Source organism: Mesorhizobium sp. M9A.F.Ca.ET.002.03.1.2, assembly GCF_003952365.1.
In the GTDB taxonomy this organism is placed as follows: domain Bacteria; phylum Pseudomonadota; class Alphaproteobacteria; order Rhizobiales; family Rhizobiaceae; genus Mesorhizobium.
The window spans coordinates 1,098,053-1,120,636 of record NZ_CP034443.1 but is presented as its reverse complement, the minus strand read 5'-3'; the positions used below and the strand labels follow the sequence as shown (position 1 = coordinate 1,120,636).

Annotated in this window: 21 protein-coding genes; 16 read left to right on the top strand and 5 right to left on the bottom strand. The window is 63.7% G+C overall.

Features of this window, described 5'->3' with window-relative positions:
• Positions 1-10: 10 nt before the first annotated feature.
• Positions 11-691 carry a YggS family pyridoxal phosphate-dependent enzyme gene (locus tag EJ066_RS05640; protein ID WP_126035680.1) on the bottom strand — a complete coding sequence of 227 codons (681 nt, stop codon included), beginning with the start codon at positions 689-691 and terminating at the stop codon, positions 11-13.
• Between the two features lie 147 nt (positions 692-838).
• On the opposite strand from EJ066_RS05640, the gene leuS reads away from it, so the two are divergent.
• Positions 839-3,478: a leucine--tRNA ligase gene (gene leuS / locus EJ066_RS05635; protein WP_126035678.1), complete on the top strand. Its 2,640-nt coding sequence runs from the start codon at positions 839-841 to the stop codon at positions 3,476-3,478.
• Complete coding sequence (gene lptE / locus EJ066_RS05630) at positions 3,465-4,052, top strand: LPS assembly lipoprotein LptE (protein ID WP_126035676.1); 588 nt, start codon at positions 3,465-3,467, stop codon at positions 4,050-4,052. The genes leuS and lptE overlap by 14 nt, the downstream gene beginning before the upstream one ends.
• Before the next feature lie 89 nt (positions 4,053-4,141).
• On the opposite strand, the gene fsa is transcribed toward lptE, so the two are convergent.
• Positions 4,142-4,795 carry a fructose-6-phosphate aldolase gene (fsa, locus tag EJ066_RS05625; RefSeq protein WP_126035674.1) on the bottom strand — a complete coding sequence of 218 codons (654 nt, stop codon included), beginning with the start codon at positions 4,793-4,795 and terminating at the stop codon, positions 4,142-4,144.
• A gap of 87 nt (positions 4,796-4,882) precedes the next feature.
• Here fsa and EJ066_RS05620 point away from each other — a divergent pair, with 87 nt between their 5' ends.
• Together EJ066_RS05620 and EJ066_RS05615 are read left to right on the top strand one after the other, a co-directional pair.
• Entirely contained in the window at positions 4,883-7,066 is a 2,184-nt protein-coding gene (locus EJ066_RS05620) for a primosomal protein N' (RefSeq protein ID WP_126035672.1), read from the top strand.
• A 97-nt stretch (positions 7,067-7,163) separates the two neighbouring features.
• Positions 7,164-8,106 (top strand): IS630 family transposase gene (locus tag EJ066_RS05615; RefSeq protein WP_245455085.1). Its coding sequence is split into 2 segments (ribosomal slippage): positions 7,164-7,501 and positions 7,500-8,106, totalling 945 coding nucleotides; the frame shifts between segments, so codons are not numbered across the junction.
• A 12-nt stretch (positions 8,107-8,118) separates the two neighbouring features.
• Here EJ066_RS05615 and EJ066_RS05610 read toward each other — a convergent pair.
• The gene (locus EJ066_RS05610; RefSeq protein ID WP_126035670.1) at positions 8,119-8,571 is read right to left on the bottom strand and encodes a type II toxin-antitoxin system VapC family toxin; all 453 of its coding nucleotides are present in this window, start codon (positions 8,569-8,571) and stop codon (positions 8,119-8,121) included.
• Entirely contained in the window at positions 8,568-8,810 is a 243-nt protein-coding gene (locus tag EJ066_RS05605) for a type II toxin-antitoxin system Phd/YefM family antitoxin (protein ID WP_126035668.1), read from the bottom strand. The genes EJ066_RS05610 and EJ066_RS05605 overlap by 4 nt, the downstream gene beginning before the upstream one ends.
• A 65-nt stretch (positions 8,811-8,875) precedes the next feature.
• Here EJ066_RS05605 and EJ066_RS05600 point away from each other — a divergent pair, with 65 nt between their 5' ends.
• The 8 genes from EJ066_RS05600 (at position 8,876) to lepB (ending at position 16,540) form a co-directional block, all read left to right on the top strand.
• Complete coding sequence (locus tag EJ066_RS05600; RefSeq protein ID WP_126035666.1) at positions 8,876-9,571, top strand: aspartate/glutamate racemase family protein; 696 nt, start codon at positions 8,876-8,878, stop codon at positions 9,569-9,571.
• A 96-nt stretch (positions 9,572-9,667) separates the two neighbouring features.
• Positions 9,668-10,063 (top strand): DUF4345 family protein, encoded by a 396-nt coding sequence (locus tag EJ066_RS05595; RefSeq protein ID WP_126035661.1) that lies wholly within the window; start codon positions 9,668-9,670, stop codon positions 10,061-10,063.
• Between the two features lie 245 nt (positions 10,064-10,308).
• On the top strand, positions 10,309-10,869 hold the full coding sequence (locus tag EJ066_RS05590) for a F0F1 ATP synthase subunit delta (protein ID WP_126035659.1): 561 nt from the start codon (positions 10,309-10,311) through the stop codon (positions 10,867-10,869).
• Positions 10,869-12,398, top strand: coding sequence for a F0F1 ATP synthase subunit alpha (atpA, locus tag EJ066_RS05585; RefSeq protein WP_126035656.1), 1,530 nt, complete (start codon positions 10,869-10,871; stop codon positions 12,396-12,398). The genes EJ066_RS05590 and atpA overlap by 1 nt, the downstream gene beginning before the upstream one ends.
• 29 nt (positions 12,399-12,427) lie before the next feature.
• Positions 12,428-13,312: a F0F1 ATP synthase subunit gamma gene (locus tag EJ066_RS05580; RefSeq protein WP_126035655.1), complete on the top strand. Its 885-nt coding sequence runs from the start codon at positions 12,428-12,430 to the stop codon at positions 13,310-13,312.
• Positions 13,313-13,384: 72 nt separating this feature from the next.
• Positions 13,385-14,968: a F0F1 ATP synthase subunit beta gene (atpD, locus tag EJ066_RS05575; protein ID WP_189644434.1), complete on the top strand. Its 1,584-nt coding sequence runs from the start codon at positions 13,385-13,387 to the stop codon at positions 14,966-14,968.
• Positions 14,969-15,083: 115 nt separating this feature from the next.
• On the top strand, positions 15,084-15,491 hold the full coding sequence (locus tag EJ066_RS05570) for a F0F1 ATP synthase subunit epsilon (RefSeq protein ID WP_126035652.1): 408 nt from the start codon (positions 15,084-15,086) through the stop codon (positions 15,489-15,491).
• An 89-nt stretch (positions 15,492-15,580) separates the two neighbouring features.
• On the top strand, positions 15,581-16,540 hold the full coding sequence (gene lepB / locus EJ066_RS05565) for a signal peptidase I (RefSeq protein ID WP_126035650.1): 960 nt from the start codon (positions 15,581-15,583) through the stop codon (positions 16,538-16,540).
• A gap of 51 nt (positions 16,541-16,591) precedes the next feature.
• Here the strand turns inward: lepB and EJ066_RS05560 are convergent, their stop codons facing one another.
• The gene (locus EJ066_RS05560; RefSeq protein WP_126035648.1) at positions 16,592-18,076 is read right to left on the bottom strand and encodes a mannitol dehydrogenase family protein; all 1,485 of its coding nucleotides are present in this window, start codon (positions 18,074-18,076) and stop codon (positions 16,592-16,594) included.
• A 173-nt stretch (positions 18,077-18,249) separates the two neighbouring features.
• Between EJ066_RS05560 and uxaC the strand changes: the two genes are divergently transcribed.
• From uxaC to EJ066_RS05540, 4 genes are all read left to right on the top strand, one after another.
• Positions 18,250-19,659, top strand: a complete 1,410-nt coding sequence (gene uxaC / locus EJ066_RS05555) for a glucuronate isomerase (RefSeq protein WP_126035646.1) — start codon at positions 18,250-18,252, stop codon at positions 19,657-19,659.
• Between the two features lie 32 nt (positions 19,660-19,691).
• Positions 19,692-20,669 carry a TRAP transporter substrate-binding protein gene (locus tag EJ066_RS05550; protein ID WP_126035644.1) on the top strand — a complete coding sequence of 326 codons (978 nt, stop codon included), beginning with the start codon at positions 19,692-19,694 and terminating at the stop codon, positions 20,667-20,669.
• Positions 20,670-20,772: 103 nt separating this feature from the next.
• Positions 20,773-21,300: a TRAP transporter small permease gene (locus tag EJ066_RS05545; RefSeq protein ID WP_126043754.1), complete on the top strand. Its 528-nt coding sequence runs from the start codon at positions 20,773-20,775 to the stop codon at positions 21,298-21,300.
• A gap of 2 nt (positions 21,301-21,302) precedes the next feature.
• Positions 21,303-22,583 (top strand): TRAP transporter large permease, encoded by a 1,281-nt coding sequence (locus EJ066_RS05540; protein WP_126035642.1) that lies wholly within the window; start codon positions 21,303-21,305, stop codon positions 22,581-22,583.
• Position 22,584: the final 1 nt, after the last annotated feature.

The following is a 22,584-nucleotide window of genomic DNA, read 5'->3' as shown; positions in this document are numbered from 1 at the left end:
CAATGCGGTGCTATGACGCGGCCGCTTTGTCCCTGCCGCCGAAGATCGCCGAGCCGACCCTGACGCTTGTCGCGCCAAAGGCGATCGCCGTTTCGTAGTCGCCGGACATGCCCATCGACAGCCTGTCGACGCCGGCTTCCTGCGCGAGCTTTTCCAGCAGCGCGAAATGCGGGCCGGGATTCTCGTCGGCTGGCGGAATGCACATCAGGCCCTTGACGACGAGGCCGTGGACCGAGCGGCAGCGGGCGACGAAGGTGACGGCCTCGCGCGGTTCGATGCCGGCCTTTTGCGGCTCCGAGCCGGTGTTGACCTGGACGTAGAGGCCTGGTGACCGGCCTTGTCTGGCGATTTCCTTGGCGAGTTCGGCCGCGATCTTCTCGCGATCGACGGTCTCGATGACGTCGAAGAGTGCTACCGCTTCCTTCGCCTTGTTCGATTGCAGCGGACCGATCAGATGCAGCTCGATGTCGGGAAAGGCTTGCTTCAGCGCCGGCCATTTGGCTTGTCCTTCCTGCACGCGGTTCTCGCCGAACACGCGCTGGCCGGCCTCGATGACCGGGCGGATATCGGCGGCGTCGAATGTCTTCGAGACCGCGACCAGCGTCACCGCGCCGGCTTTGCGTCCCGCCTCGCGCTCGGCGGCGGCGATCTTCGCCTTGACCGTGAAAAACTGTTCGACGGCGCTCGCCATGCCTATATCCTGACTCCAGTTTTTGTTCTGGCCGGGGCGCCGCAGTTGACGGGTCCGGCAATCCATGGTGAACACCGCAACGACATTTTCCCTGAGCCGCCGGGCATGTCCGGCTGTTCGCGCATGCTTTTAAGTGAAAAACACCCGATGGCAACCGAACGATACAATCCGCGCGCGTCAGAGCCCAAATGGCAGAAGGCCTGGGACGCCAAGAAGCTGTTCGAGGCTGATAACGACGACCCGCGTCAGAAATACTACGTGCTGGAGATGTTCCCCTATCCGTCGGGGCGCATACATATCGGCCATACCCGCAATTACACGATGGGCGACGTGGTGGCGCGCTACAAGCGAGCCAAGGGCTTCAACGTACTGCACCCGATGGGCTGGGACGCCTTCGGCATGCCGGCCGAGAACGCGGCGATGCAGAACAAGGTCCATCCCAAGGACTGGACCTACCAGAACATCGCCGCCATGCGCGAGCAGCTCAAGGTCATGGGCCTGTCGCTCGACTGGGCGCGCGAATTCGCCACCTGCGATGTCGACTACTACCACCGCCAGCAGATGCTGTTCCTCGATTTCGTCGAAAAGGGGCTGGTGACGCGCAAATCCTCCAAGGTCAACTGGGATCCGGAGGACATGACGGTGCTCGCCAACGAGCAGGTCATCGACGGACGCGGCTGGCGCTCGGGCGCACTGGTCGAACAGCGCGAGCTGACGCAGTGGTTCTTCAAGATCACCGACTATGCGCAGGACCTGCTGGATTCGCTCGACCAACTCGGCGAATGGCCGGAAAAAGTGAAGCTGATGCAGCAGAACTGGATCGGCCGCTCGGAAGGGCTGCTGATCCGCTGGCCACTGGCGGCCCCAAATCTTGGCAAGACGGTCGCGGGCGAGCACGAGCTGGAAGTCTATACGACGCGGCCGGACACCATCTTCGGCGCCTCCTTCATGGCGGTCGCCGCCGACCACCCGCTGGCCAAAAAGGCCGCCGAGGACAATCCGGCGCTGGCAAAGTTCATCGACGAGGTCCATCACATGGGCACTTCGGTGGCAGCGCTCGAGACGGCCGAGAAGAAGGGCTTCGACACCGGTATCCGCGTCGTCCATCCCTTTGACGACAAATGGACGCTGCCCGTCTATGTCGCCAATTTCGTGCTGATGGATTATGGCACCGGCGCCATCTTCGGCTGCCCGTCCGGCGACCAGCGCGACCTCGACTTCGCCAACAGATACGGCCTGCCGGTCATTCCGGTGGTGATGCCGGAAGGCGAGAATCAAGGAAGCTTCCAGATCATCGACGAGGCCTATACCGGCGACGGCGTGATGATCAATTCGCGCTTCCTCGACGGCATGAAGCCGGATCAGGCTTTCGACGAGGTGGCGAAGCTGCTGGAACAAAAGACCATCGGCAACCGGCCGATGGCCGAGCGCAAGGTGAACTTCCGCCTGCGCGACTGGGGCATTTCGCGCCAGCGCTACTGGGGCTGCCCGATCCCGATGATCCATTGCGAGGATTGCGGCGTGGTGCCGGTGCCGAAGGCGGACCTGCCGGTCAGGCTGCCCGATGACATCGAGTTCGACCGGCCGGGCAATCCGCTCGACCGCCATCCGACATGGCGGCATGTCAAATGCCCGCAATGCGGCAAGGATGCACGCCGCGAAACCGACACGATGGACACGTTCGTCGATTCGTCCTGGTATTTCGCGCGCTTCACCGCGCCCTGGGCCAACGATCCGACCGATCCCAAGGCCGCGACTGAATGGCTGCCGGTCGACCAGTATATCGGCGGCATCGAGCACGCCATTCTGCACCTGCTCTATTCGCGCTTCTTCACCCGCGCCATGCGCGAGACCGGCCATGTCGATCTCGCCGAGCCGTTCAAGGGCCTGTTCACGCAAGGCATGGTGGTGCACGAGACCTATCGGGTCGGCAGTGCCTCGAATGGCCGCTGGCTTGCGCCCAGCGAGGTGCGGCTGGAGGACGTCGACGGCAAGCGCCGCGCCATCGAAATCGCGACCGGTGACGAGGCGGTGATCGGCCCGCTCGAAAAGATGTCGAAGTCGAAGAAGAACACGGTGAGCCCGGAAGAGATCACCGACGGCTACGGCGCCGACACCGCGCGCTGGTTCATGCTGTCGGACTCGCCGCCCGAGCGTGACGTCGAATGGACCGACGAAGGTGCGGCCGGCGCGCATCGCTTCATCCAGCGCATCTGGCGTCTGGTGTCGACGGCCGCCGAATCGCTCGCCGGCGCCCGGCCGGCGGCGGCAAAGGAGGGCGAGGCGGGGGTCGTTTCCAAGGCCGCGCACAAGGCATTGAAATCGGTCGGCGAGGATATTGAAAAGCTCGCCTTCAACCGCGCCATCGCCCGCATCTACGAGCTCGCCAACGCTCTTGCCACGCCGCTCAACGAGGTGGCTGAAGGCAAGGCCGATCCGGCGCTCAAGGCCGCTTGTCGGCAAGGCGTTGAGATCCTCGTCCATCTGATCGCGCCGGTCATGCCGCATCTGGCGGAAGAATGCTGGCATACGCTCGGTGGCAGCGATCTGGTGGCCGAACGGCCCTGGCCGGCCTATGACCCGTCGCTTGTCGTCGACAGCGAGATCGTGCTGCCGGTCCAGGTCAACGGCAAGAAGCGCGGGGATTTGACAATCGCCCGTGACGCAGACCAAGGTGCGGTCGAAAAAGCGGTTCTGGCCCTCGACTTCGTGCAGAAAGCGCTCGAAGGTAAGGCGCCGCGCAAGGTGATCATCGTCCCGCAGAGGATCGTCAATGTCGTTGCCTGATCCGAGGAAGACCGAAGTGGCGCATTTGCTGCGCCGTGCAGCGCTTTGCGGCCTGATCGCTTCCGTTGCGCTGGTTTCGGCCTGCACGGTGCGCCCGCTCTATTCGAGCGCGCCGCTGTCCGCCGGCTCGCAGGCCGGGGCTGCCGCTGAGCTCCGATCCATCTCGATCAAGCCGGTCGAGACCCGCTACGCCCAGCAGGTCCGCAACAATCTGATCTTCGCGCTCGGTCAAGGTGCGGGCGAGCCGGATTCGCCGGCCTATTCGCTCGATCTCGGCGTCTCCGAACTTGTCGAGTCCGCGGCATTTGTGCGAACCCAGACCGATGAAAACGAGCCGACGGCGGGCACGGTGACACTGACCGCGTCCTATGCGCTGAGCGACGCTAAGACCGGCACGACCATCGCGACCGGCAGGCGCTCGATAACGTCGTCCTTCGACAAGCCGCGTCAGGAGTTCGCTTCCTACAGGGCGCAGATCGATGCCGAGAACCGCGCGGCGCGCGAACTGGCGGACCTGCTGCGCCTGTCGATCGCCCAGGATCTGGTCAAGCACGGCAAGACAGCGGCGGGCTAGCCGCCGTTGCGCACTTTTGGCCGGCATGCATTGGCTGCACGGCGCAAAAAAAGGCTGATTGCTCGGCCTTCTCTCGCAATATCTTGATTTCAGCCGATCTTCTGGCCGGTCTTGGCCCAGTCGGCAAGGAACTGCTCCAGGCCCTTGTCGGTCAGCGGGTGCTTGACCAGCGCCTTCAGCGTCGCCGGCGGCGCGGTGATGACGTCGGCGCCGATGAGGGCGGCCTGCTTGACATGGTTCACCGTGCGCACCGAAGCGGTCAGGATCTCGGTCTGGAAATCATAATTGTCGTAGATGGTGCGGATGTCCGAAATCAGCTCCATGCCGTCCCAGCCGGTGTCGTCGATGCGGCCGACGAAGGGCGAGATGAAGGAGGCGCCGGCCTTGGCGGCGAGCAGCGCCTGGGTCGCCGAGAAGCAGAGCGTGACGTTGACCATGCGGCCTTCCGACCGGATATCCTTGCAGGCTCTGAGGCCGTCGAGCGTCAGCGGCACCTTGATACAGACATTGTCGGCGATCCTGGCCAGGATCTTGGCCTCCGCCATCATGTCCTTGTATTCGGTGGCGACGACTTCGGCTGAGACCGGGCCCTTGACGATGTCGCAGATCTCTCTGGTGACGTCGGCGATCTTGCCGCCGGACTTCAGGATCAGCGAAGGATTGGTGGTAACGCCGTCGAGCAGCCCCAGATCGTTCAGCTCACGGATTTCCTTGACATCGGCGGTGTCGACAAAAAATTTCATGGCGAGTCTCCTGAAGATTTCGTGCAGGCAAGGCACATTCGGCGTTGGACTTTGCTCTAGACGAAAGTCGGGGCAAGGTCACGCCTCATGATCGAAGATTCGCCCTTTGTCGCAGCCGCGCCGGTGCTGGTGCCGATGCCCGCCGAACGCCCCTATACCTATGCCGTGCCAGCCGGCATGTGTGTGGTGCCGGGCTCGATCGTGCGTGTGCCTCTCGGTCCGCGCCAGGTTGCCGGCATCGTCTGGGACGGCGCCGTCGAAAAGGTCGATGCCAAAAAATTGCGCCCGATCGAGCAGGTCTTCGACTGCCCGCCGATCGACCGCGCCATGCGCCGCTTCGTCGACTGGATCGCGCAATACACGCTGTCGCCGCCCGGCATGGTGGCGCGCATGCTGCTGCGGGCACCCGAGGCCTTCGACCCGGAACCGTGGATCGAAGGGCTGCAACGCACTTTCGCCAAACCCGACCGGATGACGGGTGCGAGGATGCGCGTGCTGGAAACAGCCGAAGGCGGGCTCGCCTGGACGCGATCCGGGCTGGCGCATGCGGCCGGCGTGTCGTCGACCGTCATCGACGGGCTGAAAGCGCAAGGCGTGTTCGAGACCGTCATGATCCCGCCGCGGCCGGTGGTCGCAGCACCCGATCCGGGCTACGCCCAGCCTTCGCTGATGCCGGACCAGAACGATGCCGCCGAGATGCTGCGCACCGGTATCGCGGCCGGCGCATTCGGTGTCACTCTGCTCGATGGGGTGACCGGATCGGGCAAAACGGAGGTCTATTTCGAGGCGGTGGCGGCGGCGCTCGACCGGGGTAGCCAAGTGCTGATCCTGCTGCCGGAGATCGCGCTGACCCACGCCTTCCTCGAGCGCTTCCAGGAACGGTTCGGCGCCAAGCCGGCGGAATGGCACTCGGACCTGCCGCCAAGGATGCGCGAGCGTGTCTGGCGGCAAGTGGCGGAAGGCGGGGTGCGCGTCGTCGCCGGCGCGCGCTCGGCGCTGTTCCTTCCGTTCAGGGAGCTCGGGCTGATCATCGTCGACGAGGAACACGACCCCGCCTACAAGCAGGAGGACCGCGTCTTCTACAATGCCCGCGACATGGCGGTGGTACGCGGCCATATCGGCGGCTTTCCGGTCGTGCTCGCCTCGGCGACGCCGTCGGTCGAAAGTCGGGTCAATGCGAGCCAAGGCCGCTACAACAGGGCGGTGCTATCGGCGCGCTTCGCCGAGGCCGCACTTCCCGACCTGAGGACGATCGACATGCGCCGCGCCCCGCCGGCGCGCGGCGGCTTCCTGTCGCCGGTGCTGCTTGGCCATATGCGGCAGACGCTGGAGAGACACGAACAGTCGCTGCTGTTCCTCAACCGGCGCGGCTATGCGCCGCTGACGCTGTGCCGGGTCTGCGGCCACCGCTTCGGTTGCCCGGTCTGCTCGGCCTGGCTGGTCGAGCACCGCTTCCGCGGCCAGCTCGTCTGCCACCATTGCGGACACAATGAGCGCCGCCCCGAGGCCTGCCCTGAATGCGGTACGCTCGACCATCTGGTCGCCTGTGGGCCGGGCGTCGAGCGCATCGCCGAAGAGGTCGTCGCCCATTTTCCCGACGCTCGAACCATCGTGCTTTCGTCCGACCTGATGGGCGGCGTGCGGCGGCTGAGGCTGGAGCTCGAAGCCATCGCCAATGGCGAGGCCGACATCGTCATCGGCACGCAGCTCGTCGCCAAGGGCCACAATTTCCCTGACATGACGCTGGTCGGCGTGGTCGACGCCGATCTCGGCCTTGCCAATGGCGATCCGCGAGCCGCCGAGCGCACCTTCCAGCTGCTCAGCCAGGTGACCGGCCGCGCCGGCCGAACCGGCAAGAAGAGCCTCGGGCTGCTGCAGACCTTCCAGCCCGACCACCCGGTGATGCGGGCGATCGTCTCCGGCGACGCCGAGGCTTTTTATGAGCGCGAGATCGCCGAGCGCGAGCGGGCGGCGTTGCCGCCTTTCGGCCGCCTCGCCGGCGTCATCGTCAGTGCTGCGACGCGCGCGGAAGCCGAAGCGCATGCGCGCGGCTTGCGTCGAGCAGCACCCCAGGCCGCCGACCTGTTCGTGCTCGGCCCGGCCGAGGCGCCGCTGTCGCTGATCGGCGGGCGTCATCGCTTCCGCCTGCTGATCCAGGGCGAGCGGCGCGCCGACATGCAAGGCTTCATTCGCGCCATGCTGGCCGAGGGACCGAAGATACGGGGCTCGGTCAGGGTGCAGGTCGACATCGACCCGCAGAGCTTTTTGTGAGCTTGGAGCTAGAGCACGTCCGGGGATCGATGAATCGATTGTGATGTGACGCGTTGGCTTTGTGCTGATTCAACGTCCACCTTAATGGAGGTGGATGATGGCGAGAGCACTCGGTGAGGATCTTCGGTCACGTGTTTTGAAAGCGTCGGATGAGGGCATGTCGGCGCGGCAAGCAGCAGCACGGTTTGGGGTTGGGGTATCGAGCGCGATCCGCTGGATCGCACGGGCGAAGATCGGCGAACTGGCGCCGCGGCCGCAGGGGCGCCGGCGCGGCTCGCGCCTCGACGGGCATGGAGCGTTCATCGTCGGGATGATCGAAGAGCGCAAGGACATCACGCTGGACGAAATGGTGGAACGGCTGGCGGCCGAGCGCTCGATGCGCATCGGCCGGAGCGCCTTGAGCGACTGGCTTCGCGGGCACGGCTGGACGTTCAAAAAAGTCCGCACATGCACTGGAGCAGGATCGCCCCGACATCCTGAGACGTCGCCGCGCCTGGTTCGACAGCCAGCTCGATCTCGATCCGGCGAAGCTGGTCTTCATCGATGAGACCGGCTTGTCGACCAAGATGGCTCGGCTGCGGGGCCGTGCTCCTTGCGGCGAACGCTGCCGGTCCGGCGTGCCGCATGGCCATTGGAAGACCACCACCTTCACCGGCGCGCTCAGGCTGTCCGGCATGACCGCGCCCTTCGTCTATGATGGCGCCATGAACGGCAACGTGTTCCTTGCCTATATCGAGCAGGTGCTGGCCCCGACGCTGACGCCCGGCGACATCGTCATCATGGACAACTTGCCCGCCCACAAGGCGGCCGGTGTCCGCGACGCGATCGAGAGGGCCGGCGCGAAGCTCATGTTCCTCCCGCCCTACAGTCCCGACTTCAACCCCATCGAGAACGCTTTCGCCAAGCTCAAGGCGCTGCTGCGGGCAAGGGCCGAGCGGACCATCGCCGCCCTGTGGAACACCGTCGGCTCCCTCGTCGAGCTCTTCACGCCCGCCGAATGCGCAAACTACTTCAAGGCAGCAGGATATGACCCGGATTAAACCGGATGCGCTCTAGGCTTCGGGTTCTGTACCAAATGGGTTGAGGTTTGCGACCTTGAGGGCCTCGAAATGACGGTTGTTGGCAGTCAAGATCGTAAGGTCGTGCTCAAGAGCAGTTGCGGCGATCAAAATGTCCGGTAGGCCAGGGCTACGCCCACGAGCGATCGCCGCGTCTTCCATTTCTCCTGCTCGTCGGGCGATGGCGGAGCCTATTGACAAGACTCGCTCATCGAATTCAGCCAGTAGGCCGTCAAGCCATCGCTCAAGGCGCTCGGCTCGCTGGGCGCCGCCGGCGCGCCTCAACTTGGCAACGCCTTTCTGGACTTCAGCAGCGGCTATAGCCGGAATATACCAAGTTTGGCGTCTGCCGGTCCGTGACAGCCAAGCCTGAAAGGTAGGCGAAAGCCCTGCACGATCAGGCGCGAGTACCGACAGCACAGAAGTGTCGAGCAGGTACCCGTTCAAAAGTCATATTCCCGGAGCGTCGATTGATTTCGTTCAAGCTCGATGCCGCCTGGGTAAGTAAGAAGGAAGTCAATAAAATCATCGTTACGATCTGGGTAGAGCTTTCGCGCCTCTGCGATCGGCACGACCGCCGCGGCAGGTTTGCCATGCTTGGTAATAATCGTAGGCTGGCCATTCTCCGCCGCCTCCACAAGCGCAGAAAAGCTCGCCTTTGCCTCTCGTACCTGCATTGTCTTCATGCGCGAACTCCTTGTGGTCTCATGTGGTCATAATATAGGAACTATGCCGGAAAGGAACAGCCCTCATGAAAACCCTTGGCCTGCTCGGCGGCATGAGTTGGGAATCAACGGCGATCTACTATCGCCTGCTCAACGAGATCGTGCGCGAGCGGCATGGCGGCCTGCATTCGGCAAAGCTGCTGCTGTGGTCGTTCGATTTTGCCGAGATCGCCGAGCGGCAGCATGGAGGTGACTGGGAAGGCGCGAGTGCGCTTCTGGTGGGGGCCGCGCGCAAGCTTGAGGCGGGCGGCGCGGAAGGGCTGGTGATCTGCACCAACACCATGCACAGGCTGGCCGACACAGTGCAGGCGGCGGTATCGATTCCGCTGATCCATATCGCCGACGCCACCGCCGTCGCGGTCAGCCGGGCCGGCGTCAAACGCCCTGGGCTGCTGGCAACGCGCTTCACCATGGAGCAGGATTTTTATAAGGGCCGGTTCATCGAGAAGTACGGACTTCAACCGGTGGTGCCGAATCAGGCCGGGCGCGACATGGTGCACCGGGTGATCTACGACGAGCTCTGCCAGGGCATCGTCGCCGAGGCATCGAAGTCGGCATACATCGATGAAATCGCCCGCATGCGGCGCGACGACAAGATCGACGGCGTCATCATGGGCTGCACCGAGATCACCATGCTGATCGGCCAGCAGGTTTTCGACATTCCGGTGTTCGACACGACGCGCATCCATGCCGAGGCGGCGGTCGCATTCGCGCTTGGTTGATACGCTCTTCCTAAAGTGCCGACCGCCATCTGGCGCATGTCTCTTCCTTCGCTAGAATGCCTGAAATTTCGAAACAGCCATTTACGAGGGGACAGAATGGAATTTGCGTTTCCATGGCCGATGAGCCAGGGCGAGTGGCTGGCATGGTCGAGCGCCGTCGTGACCTTGCTGTTCGGCCTGCTGCTGTTCCTGGCGCCGGGGCTGGCCTTCCGGATCCTGCGGCTGCAGGTCAAGCCCGAGAAGACGGCGGCGATCGCCGAAGGGCGCGGCAGGATGTCGGGCTTCTATCTCGGTGTCGGCCTGTGCTGCATCCTTCTGGCGCAGCCGCTGCTCTACATGGCGCTCGGCTTTTCCTGGCTGTTCACCGCCTTCGGCCGGCTGCTGTCGATGATGTCGGATGGCGCCAACACGCCTTTCAACTGGGCCTTCATCGTGGTGGAACTGGTGCTGGCCGCCTTGCCGCTCGCCTTCGTCTTCGGCTTTGTGGCTTGAATCGAAGGCTAATTCGCATCCAGCGGTCGAACCGCACCGCCGGATGCGACAATAGTGCCTAAAACCATGCAGGACGACGCATTGCGGTCTTAAAATGCCTGTGCTAGACGGCAATCGACTTTCGGCCGGGGATAGCGGAAGCCGCGCCTCCGTGCTTGGAAAAATGCAGTAAGGTCAAAGATTTAGCCAGAGTTTTCGCTCGCGCCAACAATCTGCGGCCTGTCAGACAAGAGAAAAGACGGTCCGTGGCCCAATCGTCATCGCCAATCTCAGGTGTCGCAGAACGCTATGCGGGTTCTCTGTTCGAACTCGCGCTGCAGGCAAATTCGGTCGCCAAGGTCGAGGCCGACCTCAACAGTTTTGCGGCGATGCTCGAAGGCAGTGCCGACCTTACCCGTCTGATCAATAGCCCGGTGTTCTCCAGCGAGGACCAGGCCAAGGCCATCGCGGCGATCGCCGACAAGGCGGGGATCACCGGCCTCACTGGCAATTTCCTGCGCGTCGTCGCCCAGAACCGCCGGCTGTTCGCCATCCCTGGCATGATCAAGGCGTTCCGCCAGATCGCCGCCGAGCATCGTGGCGAGACCGCCGCCGAGGTCACCTCGGCGCATGCGCTGACGGCGGCTCAGCAGACCGAGCTGAAGGCGGCGCTGAAAAGCGTTGCCGGCAAGGATGTGGGGATCACCGTGACCGTCGATCCGTCGCTGCTCGGCGGGCTGGTGGTCAAGATGGGCTCGCGCCAGATCGATACGTCGCTCAAAACCAAACTCAATTCGCTCAAGCTTGCACTGAAAGAGGTCGGCTGATGGACATCCGCGCCGCGGAAATTTCCGCAATTCTGAAAGACCAGATCAAGAATTTCGGCAAGGAGGCCGAGGTCTCCGAAGTCGGCCAGGTTCTGTCCGTCGGTGACGGCATCGCCCGCGTCTACGGCCTCGACAATGTCCAGGCCGGCGAGATGGTCGAGTTCCCCGGCGGCATCCGCGGCATGGCGCTCAACCTCGAAGCCGACAATGTCGGCGTCGTCATCTTCGGCGCCGACCGCGACATCAAGGAAGGCGACATCGTCAAGCGCACCGGCGCCATCGTCGATACGCCCGTCGGCATGGGCCTGCTCGGCCGCGTCGTCGACGCGCTCGGCAATCCGATCGACGGCAAGGGCCCGATCAAGGCGACCGAGCGCAAGCGCGTCGACGTCAAGGCACCCGGCATCATTCCGCGCAAATCGGTGAACGAGCCGATGTCGACCGGCCTCAAGGCCATCGATGCGCTGATCCCGGTCGGCCGCGGCCAGCGCGAGCTGGTCATCGGCGACCGCCAGACCGGCAAGACCGCGATCATCCTCGACACGATGCTCAACCAGAAATCGGTGCACGACAACGGGCCGGAGACGGAAAAGCTCTACTGCGTCTACGTCGCCGTCGGCCAGAAGCGCTCGACCGTCGCGCAGTTCGTGAAAGTCCTCGAAGAGCGTGGCGCGCTCGATTATTCGATCATCATCGCCGCCACCGCTTCCGATCCGGCGCCAATGCAGTTCCTGGCGCCGTTCACCGCCTGCACGATGGGCGAATATTTCCGCGACAACGGCATGCATGCGCTGATCAGCTACGACGATCTGTCGAAGCAAGCCGTCGCCTACCGCCAGATGTCGCTGCTCTTGCGTCGCCCGCCCGGCCGCGAAGCCTATCCGGGCGACGTCTTCTATCTGCATTCGCGCCTGCTGGAGCGGGCCGCCAAGCTCAATGACGACAACGGCAACGGTTCGCTGACCGCGCTGCCGGTCATCGAGACCCAGGCCAACGACGTGTCGGCCTACATCCCGACCAACGTTATCTCGATCACCGACGGCCAGATCTTCCTGGAAACCAATCTGTTCTTCCAGGGTGTCCGTCCGGCGGTCAATGTCGGCCTGTCGGTGTCGCGCGTCGGCTCTTCGGCGCAGATCAAGGCGATGAAGCAGGTCGCCGGCTCGATCAAGGGCGAGCTCGCGCAGTACCGCGAAATGGCGGCCTTCGCCCAGTTCGGCTCCGACCTCGACGCCGCCACGCAGCGCCTGCTCAACCGCGGTGCGCGCCTGACCGAGCTCCTGAAGCAGCCGCAATTCTCGCCGCTGAAGGTCGAGGAGCAGGTCGCTGTGATCTTCGCCGGCGTCAACGGCTATCTCGACAAGCTGGCGATCGACCAGGTCGGCAAGTTTGAGCATGGCTTGCTCAGCCACATGCGCTCGGCCGGCAAGGACGTGCTCGACGGCATCCGCAAGGAGAAGGCGCTGTCGGACGACCTTCGCGCCAAGCTGAAGGCGGAGATCGACACCTTCGCCAAGACCTTCGCTTGAACGAAGCCGGACGGGATCAGGTTTGAAGCATGGCTTCGTTAAAAGACCTTCGTAACCGTATCGCCTCGGTCAAGGCGACGCAGAAGATCACCAAGGCGATGCAGATGGTCGCCGCGGCGAAGCTGCGCCGCGCGCAGGAGGCGGCGGAAGCGGCGCGCCCCTATTCGGAACGCATGGGCGCGGTGCTGGCCAACATCACCCAGGCGATCGGCGACGGCGGCGATGCCCCCGCGCTGATGACTGGCACCGGCAAGGACGACGTGCATCTGCTCGTCGTCTGCACCGCCGAGCGTGGCCTGTGCGGCGGCTTCAATTCGCAGATCGCACGCCTTGCCCGCGACCACATCCGCAAGCTGCTGGCCGCCGGCAAGAAGGTCAAGATCATCTGCGTCGGCAAGAAGGGGTTCGACATCCTGCGCCGCGACCATGCGGAGCTGATCATCGACCGCGTCGACCTGCGTGAAGTGAAGACGCTGGGCTTCGTCAATGCCGATGCCATTGCCAAGAAGGTCATCCAGCTCTTCAACGAGGGCGGCTTCGACATCTGCACGCTGTTCTATTCTCAGTTCAAGTCGGTGATCAGCCAGATCCCGACGACGCAGCAGATCATTCCGGCAGGCGTGGCTTCGGCTCCCGCCGAGGCGTCGAACGGCGGCAACGCCGTCTATGAATACGAGCCGGAGCCGGGCGAAATCCTCTCCGACCTCATTCCGCGCAACATCTCCGTACAGGTCTTCCGTGCGCTGCTCGAAAACGCGGCCGGCGAGATGGGCGCCAAGATGAGCGCCATGGACAATGCGACGCGCAACGCCGGCGACATGATCAACAAATTGTCGATCACCTACAACCGCCAGCGGCAGGCGCAGATCACCAAGGAATTGATCGAGATCATTTCGGGCGCCGAGGCGCTCTAGGCGCGCTCCCAAGAAGGTCGCCGACCTTCAGCGGATTGCGTGAGAAACAAAGAGACGAGAAGGGTAAAGACGATGGCGAAAGCAGCGACCCCGAAGACGGCGGCCCCGAAGACCGCCGCGAAGGCGGCGGCACCGGCAAAGGCTCCGGCAGCGGCAGCAAAGGCCGCTCCGGCCAAGAAGGCGGCCGCGCCCGCCAAGGCCGCCGCGGCGAAGGCGCCGACCGTCGCCATCAAGAAGACTGGCTTGGCGGGCAAGGTTCGCCAGGTCATCGGCGCCGTTGTCGACGTGCAATTCGGTGAACATCTGCCGGCCATCCTGAACGCGTTGGAGACGTCCAATGTCGGCAATCGCCTCGTACTCGAGGTGGCCCAGCATCTCGGCGAGAACACCGTGCGCTGCATCGCCATGGACTCGACCGAAGGTCTCGTTCGCGGCCAGGAGGTCTATGACACCGGCGCGCCGATCACCGTGCCGGTCGGCCCGGGCATGCTCGGCCGCATCATCAACGTCATCGGCGAACCGGTCGACGAGGCAGGCCCGGTCGACGGCATCGAGATGCGCTCCATCCACCAGCCGGCTCCGACCTATGTCGAGCAGTCGACGGAAGCGCAGATCCTGGTCACCGGCATCAAGGTTCTCGACCTGCTCGCGCCCTATGCCCGCGGCGGCAAGATCGGCCTGTTCGGCGGCGCCGGCGTCGGCAAGACCGTGCTGATCCAGGAACTGATCAACAACGTCGCCAAGGCGCATGGCGGCTTCTCGGTGTTCGCCGGCGTCGGTGAGCGCACCCGCGAGGGCAACGACCTCTATCACGAATTCATCGAGTCCGGCGTCAACAAGAAGGGCGGCGGCGAAGGATCCAAGGCGGCGCTCGTCTATGGCCAGATGAACGAGCCGCCGGGTGCGCGCGCCCGCGTCGGCCTGACCGGCCTGACGGTTGCCGAATATTTCCGCGACCAGGGCCAGGACGTGCTGTTCTTCGTCGACAACATCTTCCGCTTCACGCAAGCCGGCTCCGAAGTGTCGGCGCTGCTCGGCCGCATTCCCTCGGCCGTGGGCTACCAGCCGACGCTGGCCACCGACATGGGCGCGCTGCAGGAGCGCATCACGACGACGACCAAGGGCTCGATCACCTCGGTGCAGGCGATCTACGTGCCGGCCGACGATCTGACCGACCCGGCGCCGGCAACCTCGTTCGCCCACCTCGACGCGACGACCGTGCTCAACCGCGCGATCTCGGAAAAAGGCATCTACCCGGCCGTCGACCCGCTCGATTCGACCTCGCGCATGCTCGACCCGATGGTCGTTGGTGAGGAGCACTACCAGGTCGCCCGCCAGGTGCAGTCGATCCTGCAGCGCTACAAGTCGCTGCAGGACATCATCGCCATCCTGGGCATGGACGAGCTGTCCGAAGAGGACAAGCAGACGGTGGCCCGCGCCCGCAAGATCGAGCGCTTCCTGTCGCAGCCCTTCTTCGTCGCCGAAGTGTTCACCGGCGCGCCGGGCAAGCTGGTCGACCTCGCCGACACCATCAAGGGTTTCAAGGGCCTCTGCAACGGCGACTACGATCACCTGCCGGAAGCCGCCTTCTACATGGTCGGCGGCATCGAAGAGGCGGTCGAGAAGGCACAGCGCCTGGCGGCCGAAGCGGCTTGATGGTGAATGGTCAATAGTGAATTGTGAATGGGGAGTAGCGGACAGGAAATCGGGACTAGGTGAAGGTCATTTTTGATCATTCACCATTCACCATTCACCATTCGCTAGATCGATCATGGCAGAAGCTTTCAAATTCGAACTGGTCTCGCCGGAGCGGCTGCTGGTTTCCGAGCAGGTCGAATCCGTCGTCATTCCGGGCGCCGAAGGCGAGATGACCGTCATGGCCTACCACGCGCCGGTCATGACCACGATCAAGCCGGGCGTCGTCACGGTGAAGACCGCGCAAGGCAAGGAAGAGCGTTATGTCGTGTTCGGCGGCTTCGCCGACATCGTTCCGGCCGGGTGCACGCTGCTTGCCGAATCGGCGGTAGCCGTCGGCGACATCGACCGCGCCGACCTTGCCCGCCGCATCCAGGAAGCCAAGGAAGACGTCGCCGACGCCAAGGACGACCAGACCCGCAGCAGGGCCGAGCAATTCCTTAGCCAGCTTACCACGCTCGAAGGCGCAATATTGCCGGCCTGACAACGGCCTTCAACAATGGATTGAAGAAGCGGGGCTTGCCTCGCTTTTTGTTTGTTGAACAGTCTGGGTTCTCTTGCTTGGGGTGGCGGATGACAAATGAATTAAAATCGCGGTCGAAATGGTCGACGGCGCTTGTGTCTTTATTTGGCGGGCCGTTTGCCGGATTTCTCTGGATTGGCAGCGGCAAATGGGCGGTCATCAGCCTCGTTGCGATCGGCGTCGCTGGCTTCGCTATATGCTACATCGGATTTCCGGTGTTGCCGGGCATCGATCTTTCCGGATTAGCCAATCTTTCAAGTATCGGCATAGCGATCTTGTCGGCGGTGCTCGTTGTTCCCTTCGCGCATCGATTCAAGCCGGACAAGTGGTACTCACATGGGCTTTCGGTTCTGGTGCTGGCGTTTCTGGCCTCATCTCTGGCTGCTTTTGCGATCCGGTCGTTCCTGTTTCAGCCATTCTCAATACCAGCCAGCAGTATGGTGCCAACGCTTGAGGTCGGCGACTATCTCTTCGCCTCCAAATTTGCTTACGGCTACAGCCGCTACAGCGTCCCCTTTGGCTTGCTGCCGATCGAAGGGCGGACGTTCGGCACGGCGCCAGCGCTGGGCGATGTTGCAGTTTTCAGGCGGCCGTCCGATCCCGGCACCGACTACATCAAGCGCATCGTCGGCCTTCCTGGCGACAAGGTCCAGATGATCGACGGCGTCCTTCACCTCAACGATCAGGCGGTGAAGCTTGAAGAAACCGGTTCTTACTCCTCCGATGAGATCCGGTCGGCCAAAGTGCAGCGCGAAACATTACCGAACGGCGTCTCTTATTCGGTCCTCGACATGATCGACGGATCGATGGGCGACAACACGCAGCCTGTTGTCGTCCCGGCCGGCCGCTACTTCATGCTTGGCGACAATCGCGACAGTTCCGCCGACAGCCGTTTTGATATGGGTACCATTCCGTATGAGAATCTAGTCGGCAAGGGCGCTCGCCTGTTCTGGAACTCCAGAGGTATCGACTATTTTTCACGGCAAACGCTGGATGGTCAGAGCAAATAGGCTCACGCCGTCAGCGCTTCCATCGCACGCATGACGCCGAGCAGTTCTGCCTCATGGCTTTTCATTCCCAATGCCAAGGGCTGCGAAAGCAGCAGCCACTCCGCCCCGCCGCAGGCGTTCGAGATGGGCGGCCGCGAGGTCGACCAGCGTCAGGCGCTCGGCGCCACCCTTGGCGAAGCCGGCCAGGTCGAACACCGCCGTTGCGCTTTCCTTAGCCGACAGGTGCCGGGTGTCCAGCGCGGCCAGCGCTGAGTCGAGCGGGTCTGTGAAATGGTGTTCCGGCAAGGCTTCGCCTCGCGCCTCGCAGGCTGCGATCCAGGCGGCGACCACCAGCATGAGATGTTCCGGCGCGGCGCCGGCCTCGACACACTCGATCGCCGAGGCAACGATGCGCTGCGGCAGTTTCTGGCTGCCGTCATTGGCGATCTGCGCCGTGCGGTGGGCCAATGCGGTGTTCGAATAGCGCTTAGCGAGCTGGGCCGTGTAGTCGGCCGTGTCGAGCCCGGCGTCCTGCGGCAGCGTCGGGATGGCCTCGGCCCACAATCCGTCGACGAATTGCCGGATCGCCGGATCGGCGAAGGCGCGGTCGACCGTCTCGTGGCCGCTGAGCAGGCCGAGATAGGCGATGGCCGAGTGCGAGCCGTTGAGCAGGCGCAGCTTCATGTCCTCGAACGGTCCGACGTCACCGACCATGGTGACGCCGAACTTTTCCCAGGCCGGCCTGCCCGCAGGGAAATCGTCTTCGACCACCCATTGGCAGAACGGTTCGGTCATGACCGGCCAGGCGTCCTCGACGCCAAGCTGGCCGGCGATCCGCGCCCGGTCGGCATCGATGGTCGCCGGCACGATGCGATCGACCATGCTCGACGGAAACGCCACCTCATCGGCGATATGGCGGGCGAGATCGGGATTGCGCAGCGCCGCAAATTCGACCAGCAGCCGGTGCAGCGTGGCGCCGTTGGCCGGGAGATTGTCGCAGCAGAGCACGGTGAATGGCTGGATACCGGCAGCGTGGCGGCGCGCAAGCGATTCGGCCAGAAAACCATGCGCCGTTCGCGGCATTTGCGGGTTCGCCAAGTCATGGACGATGTCGGGATGGGTTTTGTCCAGTCCGCCACCCGCTGCCCTGAGATAGGCCTTTTCGGTGATCGTCAGCGTAACAATACGGGTGCGTGGATCGGTCAGCGCAGCCAGCACCGCGCCCGGATCTTCCGGAGCCACCAGCATCGACAGGATCGAGCCGACGACGCGCAGGCTTTCGCTGCCGCTCTCCCTGACCGCCAGCGTGTAGAGCCCGTCCTGCGGCGCCAGCGCGTCGCGTGTGTCGCCACTGCGCAGCGAGACGCCGACAATGCCCCAATCCGTCTCTCCAGCCGCCAGGCAGTCGTCGATATAGGCTGCCTGATGGGCGCGGTGGAACGCGCCGACGCCGAGATGGGCGATGCCGGGCACGACGCGGTCGCGGGCGTATCCGGGGATCGCTACCGAAGCCGGCAATGCCTGCCGCGTGCTGTTGGAAAGGCGTCTGTTGGTCATTGTGCAGCGTGTCTGATCGAGATCGCCGAAGGGAGGGCTGGCTGGCGGCGTAACATTCGATACCCTTTCGCACAATGGGATCGTCGCGTAAAGTCATCATACAACAATCTAGTTTTTGTATGTTGACATTACTTATTTCCGATCCTACCGATGGTCGGGTTGGGAGGAACGACGTGGCCGCATTGACCGATCCGGATTTGCTGTTTTCGTCGGAGGCGCGTCCGCTTTCGCTTGCCCGCGATCTCTATGCATCTGTCAAGGATCTGCCGATCGTCAGCCCGCACGGTCACACCGATCCGCGTTGGTATGCGCTCAACGAGGCGTTTCCCGGTCCGGCGCAATTGCTTGTTGTGCCGGACCACTACATCTTCCGCATGCTGTTCAGCCAGGGTGTCCGCCTTGAGGATCTTGGTGTTTCGACCCGGGACGGCTCACCGGTGGAGAGCGACGGCAGGACGATCTGGCGGCGCTTCGCCGAGCACTATTATCTGTTCCGCGGCACGCCGACGCGGCTGTGGCTCGACCATGTTCTTGCCCATCTGTTCGGCATCGACGAGCCACTGAGCGCCGAGACGGCGGACCGGCACTACGATACGATCGCGGCGCTGCTGCAGCGTGAGGATTATCGTCCCCGCGCTTTGTTCGAGCGCTTCAACATCGAGGTCATCGCGACGACGGAGGGCGCGCTCGACGATCTCGATTGGCACAAGGCGATCCGCGACAGCGGCTGGCAGGGCCGTGTCGTCACCGCCTACCGGCCGGATGCGGTCGTCGATCCAGACTTCGAAGGCTTTTCGGCCAATCTCGATCGGCTCGGCGACATCACCGGCTGCGACACCGGCACCTGGACCGGCTATCTCGATGCGCATCGCCAGAGACGAGCCTTCTTCAAGAGCTTTGGCGCAACCGCGTCCGATCACGGCCATCCGACAGCGGAGACCGCCAATCTGTCGGATGCCGCCGCGCAGGAGCTGTTCAACCGCGTCCGCCAGGGCTCGGATGACGAGCGCGAGCGAAGACTGTTTCGCGCCCAGATGCTGACCGAAATGGCCAAGATGAGCCGCGACGATGGCCTGGTCCTGCAAATCCATCCCGGCTCCTGGCGCAATCATTCGTCTTCCGTCTTTCAGAGGTTCGGCAGGGACAAGGGTTTCGATATCCCGACCAGAACGGATTATGCGACGGCGTTGAAGCCGCTGCTCGACAGCGTCGGGTTGGAGCGCGACCTTACAATCATCCTCTTCACGCTCGACGAGACCAGCTATGCGCGCGAGCTGGCGCCGCTCGCGGGCGTCTACCCGGCGCTGAAACTCGGGCCGGCCTGGTGGTTCCACGACAGCCCGGAGGGCATGCGCCGGTTCCGCGAGATGACCACCGAGACGGCCGGCTTCTACAACACCGTCGGCTTCAACGACGACACCCGCGCCTTTCCATCCATTCCGGCTCGCCACGATGTGGCGCGCCGGGTCGATTGCGCATTTCTTGCGCGTCTCGTCGCCGAGCACCGGCTCCGCGAAGACGAGGCGCATGAGTTGGCGCAGGAACTTGCCTACACGCTTGCGAAAAAGGCGTATCGGCTCTGAGCCGGGCGTCAGGTCTTAAAAGGGAGGAAGTCATGTTGCATTTTTCAAAACTGGCGGGAGCTACGCTGCTTGCCGCCGCACTGATGGCCGGAACGGCAAGCGCCCAGACGGTCCTGCGCTCGTCCGACACGCACCCGGACGGCTATCCGACAGTCGAGGCGGTCAAATATTTCGGCGAGCTTGTCAAGGAACGCACGGCCGGCCGCTATGCGGTCGACCTCTATCATTCCGCGCAGCTCGGCGAGGAAAAGGACACGATCGAGCAGGTGCGCTCCGGCGTGATCGACCTCAACCGCATCTCGATGGCGCCGTTCAACGGGCTCATCCCCGAAACCACCGTGCCCTCGCTGCCCTACATCTTCCGCTCGGAGGACCATATGCACAAGGTCATGGACGGAGCGGTCGGCGACCAGATCGCGGCGGCGTTCGAACAGGTCGGGCTGGTGCTGCTCGCCTTTTATGACGGCGGCGCGCGCTCCTTCTACAATTCGAAGAAGCCGATCAACTCCGTAGCCGATCTGGCCGGCATGAAGTTCCGCGTCATCCAGTCCGACATCTTCGTCGACATGGTGGCGGCGCTCGGCGCCAACGCGACGCCGATGCCGTATGGCGAGGTGTATTCGGCGATCGAGACCGGGGTCATCGACGGCGCCGAGAACAATTTTCCGAGCTACGACACCGCCAAGCATGCGGAAGTCGCCAAGTTCTATTCGCTCGACGAGCACACGATGGTGCCGGAAGCCTTCGTCATGGCGAAGTCGAGCTGGGACAAGCTGACGCCGGAAGACCAGGCGGTCTTCAAGGCGGCCGCCAAGGAAAGCGTCGCCAAGCAGCGTGAACTGTGGGCCGCCAAGGTCAAGGAATCGCGCGCCAAGGTCGAGGCCGCCGGTTCGCAGATCACAACGCCTGACAAGCAGCCCTTCATCGACGCGATGGGTCCGGTCTACGAGAAGCACGTCAAGGACGACAAGCTGAAGGCCATGGTCGAGGCCATCAAGGCCGTGCAGTGATCAAGCGGCGGCGCGGGCACCCCGCGCCGCCATCCTCTTGCGGAGAGAACCGGTGACCTCCAGCCCAGAACAGAGATCGCCCCTGTCCGGCGTCGCGCGCGTGATGTCACGCGTCAGCACGGCGGCGCTATGGATCGCCGGCATCGGGCTGGTGCTGATGACCGCCTTCGTCGCCTGGCAGGTGTTTGGCCGCTATGTTCTGAACCGCTCGCCGAGCTGGACCGAGCAGGGCTCGGTTATGCTGATGAGCTGGTTCATTTTCCTCGGCGCTGCCGTCGGGGTGCGCGAGAACTATCACCTCGGCTTCGACGTCCTGCTCTACGTGCTGCCGAAGGGCGGCAAGCGCTGGCTGAGGATGATCTCGGATCTCGTCGCGCTCGCCTTCGGCATCGGCATGATTTGGTATGGCAGCCAGCTGGTCGCACTGACCTGGGGCGCCACCTTGCCGTCGCTCGGCATATCGGGGGCCTGGGACTACGTCCCCCTTGTCGCGGGCGGCGCGCTCATCGTGCTCTTCACGCTGGAGCGCATCGTGCTTCGCCTCTCCGGCGCGCCGGTCGACGATGCGCTCGATGAACTGCCGCCGGCGGAAGCCGCAGCCGAACTCGATACGGCGAACGTGAAGGTCTGACCATGGAACTCTGGATACTCTTCGGCGTCTTCACCCTTCTGATGCTTATTGGCACGCCGATCGCTTTCTGCCTCGGCGTCGCCAGCTTTGCCACCGTCCTCTACATGGGCCTGCCGCCGCTCATCGTGTTCCAACGCCTGAATTCCGGCATGAGCGTCTTTTCGCTGCTGGCGATTCCCTTTTTCATCTACGCCGGCGACTTGATGGTGCGCGGCGGCATCGCCAGCAAGATCGTTGCCTTCGCCGGCTCGCTCGTCGGTCACATGCGCGGCGGCCTCGGCCAGGTCAACATCGCGACCGCTACATTGTTCGGCGGCATTTCGGGCTCCGCGGTGGCGGAAGCAGCGGCGGTAGGCGGCCTGATGATCCCGCAGATGAAGGAGCGTGGATATGGAGCGGATTACGCGGTCAACGTCACCTCGATGGCGGCGCTGATCGCGTTGCTCCTGCCGCCGTCGCACAACATGATCATCTACTCGATCTCGGCGGGCGGAAAGATCTCCATCGCCGACCTGTTCACGGCCGGCGTCATCCCGGGCCTGCTCCTGGCCCTGGCACTGATGACAACCGCCTATTTCGTGGCGCGCTCCCGCGGCTACCCGACCGAGCCGTTTCCGGGCTTCACCGCCGTCGCGCATCTCTTCGCCGTCGCGGTGCCCGGCCTGCTGCTGATCGCGATCATCTTCGGCGGCGTGCGATCGGGCGTCTTCACGGCCACCGAGAGTTCCTGCATCGCCGTGATCTATGCGTTGCTCGTTACCGTCTTCGTCTACCGGCAGATGACTTGGGAAGGTTTCGTCCATGCCACCCATGGCGCCGTGCGCACCACGGCCATGGTGCTGCTCATTATCGGCATGGCGGCGGCGTTCTCGTGGTTGATGGCCTTCCTGAAAGTGCCGGCAGCGCTGATAGCCTCCATGAACGCGATCTCGGAGGATCCGCTGGTCGTGCTTTTGATACTCAACCTCCTGATGCTGTTCCTCGGCACCTTCATGGACATGGGGCCGACGATCATTATCTGCACGCCGATCTTCCTGCCCGTGGCGCAGGCCTACGGCGTCGATCCGGTGCATTTCGGCGTCATCATGATCCTCAATTTCGGTATCGGGCTGAACACGCCGCCGGTGGGCGCAGTGCAGTTCGTGGCGTGCGCGGTGGGCAAGATATCCGTCTGGGAAGCGATGCGCTCGATCTGGCCGTTCTATGGGGCAGGCCTCGTGGTGCTGGGGCTCGTCACATACATCCCGGCCATCTCGCTATGGCTGCCGAATGTGTTCAAATAGG